1 protein-coding gene and 1 pseudogene are annotated in these 3020 nt (G+C 67.0%); one reads left to right on the top strand and one right to left on the bottom strand.

Annotation, left to right across the window (positions count from 1 at the left end; genetic code table 11):
- A pseudogene (locus A5652_RS18865) lies at positions 1-244 on the bottom strand (hypothetical protein); the annotation flags it as partial.
- Positions 245-427: 183 nt separating this feature from the next.
- Here A5652_RS18865 and aceE point away from each other — a divergent pair.
- A partial coding sequence (aceE, locus tag A5652_RS18860; RefSeq protein ID WP_067354880.1) for a pyruvate dehydrogenase (acetyl-transferring), homodimeric type occupies positions 428-3020 on the top strand: 2593 nt, incomplete at its 3' end.

Genomic DNA, 3020 nt, shown 5'->3' with positions numbered 1-3020 from the left:
GGAGCGATTGTTGCCGCTGCGACTCCCGGACGCTCGAGGTCACCGACGACGCCGACACCGACGCGGACACCGACTGGCGGTAGGCCGGCGCCACCTTGGTGTCGGGGGTTGCCGTGCCGTTCGTGACGGAAGTGCACCCGACTATGCCCATCAGCGCCACGGCCATACATCCCAGCGCCAACGCCCCGCGCCGGGGTAAAGCCTTCACCTGCGCCTGAGGGACGGCACGCCACCGGGTGAGCACATGCCTGACGTTACCGGGTGGGTTGCGCGCCTGCCCCATACACGCCGAGTTCGTGTTCGCCAGGTGACGCTGCATCGGCTACCCGACGTCGGCTTTCCGCGCGAGACACCGGTGCGGCACGATGGTGGAAGGGTGCGACCCACCCGTTACGGCACACATTCCGCCAACAACAGGAGTAGTGCGTTGACAACTGAGTTCGTGCGCCACGATCTGGCCACAAACCCCCACGGCGCAACCGAACCCGACCGCGTGCGGGTGATCCGCGAGGGGGTGGCCTCCTACCTACCCGACATCGATCCAGAAGAGACGTCGGAGTGGCTGGAGTCCTTCGATGAACTGCTGGAGCGGTCCGGCCCGTCGCGGGCGCGTTATCTGATGCTGCGATTGCTGGAACGGGCCGGCGAGCAGCGCGTCGCCATCCCGTCGCTGACGTCGACCGACTACGTCAACACCATTCCGACCGAACTCGAGCCGTGGTTCCCCGGCGACGAGGATGTAGAACGGCGCTATCGCGCCTGGATCCGGTGGAACGCGGCCATCATGGTGCACCGCGCTCAGCGCCCGGGAGTCGGTGTGGGCGGCCACATTTCGACCTACGCCTCGTCGGCGGCGCTGTACGAGGTCGGGTTCAACCACTTCTTTCGCGGCAAAACGCACCCCGGCGGCGGGGACCAGGTCTTCATCCAGGGCCACGCGTCCCCGGGCATTTATGCCCGGGCCTTCCTGGAAGGCCGCTTGACGGCCGACCGCATGGATGGCTTCCGGCAGGAACACAGCCACGCCGCCGGCGGCCTGCCCTCCTACCCGCACCCGCGACTGATGCCCGACTTCTGGGAATTCCCCACGGTCTCGATGGGCCTTGGCCCGCTCAACGCCATCTACCAGGCGCGGTTCAACCACTATCTGCACGACCGCGGCATCAAGGACACCTCGGACCAGCACGTGTGGTGCTTCCTGGGCGACGGCGAGATGGACGAGCCGGAGAGCCGGGGCCTCGCGCACGTGGCGTCGCTGGAGGGTCTGGACAACCTGACGTTCGTCGTCAACTGCAACCTGCAGCGCCTCGACGGCCCGGTGCGCGGTAACGGCAAGATCATTCAGGAGCTGGAGTCGTACTTCCGCGGCGCCGGCTGGAACGTCATCAAGGTGGTCTGGGGCCGCGAATGGGACGCCCTGCTGCACGCCGACCGCGACGGCGCACTGGTGAACCTGATGAACACCACCCCGGACGGCGACTACCAGACGTACAAGGCCAACGACGGTGCGTACGTGCGCGACCACTTCTTCGGCCGCGACCCGCGCACCAAGGCGCTCGTGGAGCACATGAGCGACTCCGAGATCTGGAACCTCAAGCGCGGTGGCCACGACTATCGCAAGGTCTACGCCGCCTACCGGGCCGCCGTCGACCACAAGGGCCAGCCGACGGTGATCCTGGCCAAGACCATCAAGGGCTACTCGCTGGGTGCGCACTTCCAGGGGCGCAACGCCACCCACCAGATGAAAAAGCTTGCGTTGCAAGATCTCAAGGACTTCCGCGACGCGATCCGGATTCCGATCAGCGATGCCCAGCTGGAAGAGGATCCCTACCTGCCGCCCTACTACCACCCCGGCTCCGACGCCGAGGAGATCCGCTACATGGTCGATCGCCGACGCACCCTCGGCGGCTTCCTGCCCGAGCGGCGGACCAAGGCGAAGGCGCTGCGGCTGCCGGGACGCGAGACCTATGCCGCTCTGAAGAAGGGTTCCGGAAACCAGGAGGTCGCCACCACCATGGCGACGGTGCGGACCTTCAAAGAAGTGTTGCGGGACAAAGAGATTGGCCCGCGCATCGTGCCGATCATTCCCGACGAGGCGCGCACCTTCGGGATGGACTCGTGGTTCCCGTCGCTGAAGATCTACAACCGGAACGGGCAGCTGTACACCGCAGTGGACGCCGAGCTGATGCTGGCCTACAAGGAAAGCGAAGGCGGCCACATCCTGCACGAGGGCATCAACGAAGCCGGGTCGGTAGGGTCGTTCATCGCTGCCGGCACGTCGTATGCGACGCACAACGAGCCGATGATCCCGATCTACATCTTCTATTCGATGTTCGGCTTCCAGCGCACCGGGGACGGCCTGTGGGCCGCCGCCGATCAGATGACACGCGGCTTCCTGCTCGGAGCCACCGCGGGACGCACCACACTGACCGGCGAGGGCCTGCAGCACGCCGACGGCCACTCGCTGCTGCTGGCCAGTACCAACCCGGCGGTGGTCGCCTACGACCCGGCTTTCGCCTACGAGATCGCCTACATCGTGGAAAGCGGTCTGGCGCGGATGTTCGGCGAGAACCCCGAGGACGTGTTCTTCTACATCACCGTCTACAACGAGCCGTACGTGCAGCCGCCCGAGCCGGAGAATTTTGACCCCGAGGGCGTGCTGCGCGGCCTGTACCGCTACCGCGCCGCCACCGAACAGCGGACCAATAACGCGCAGATCCTGGCGTCCGGGGTGGCGATGCCGTCGGCACTGCACGCCGCGGAGATGCTGGCCGCGGAGTGGGACGTCGCCGCCGACGTGTGGTCGGTGACCAGCTGGGGCGAGCTGAACCGCGACGGTGTGGCCGTCGATCGGGCGAGACTGCGCCACCCGGATCGGCCGGCGGGCGTCCCGTACGTCACCGAGGCCCTCTCGGACGCGAGCGGGCCGGTGGTCGCGGTGTCGGATTGGATGCGTGCCGTTCCCGAGCAGATCCGGCCCTGGGTGCCGGGCACCTACGTCACCCTGGGCACCGACGGGT

Source organism: Mycobacterium sp. 1165178.9 (assembly GCF_001673555.1).
Lineage (GTDB): Bacteria > Actinomycetota > Actinomycetes > Mycobacteriales > Mycobacteriaceae > Mycobacterium.
This window is presented reverse-complemented; position numbering and strand designations above follow the sequence as displayed.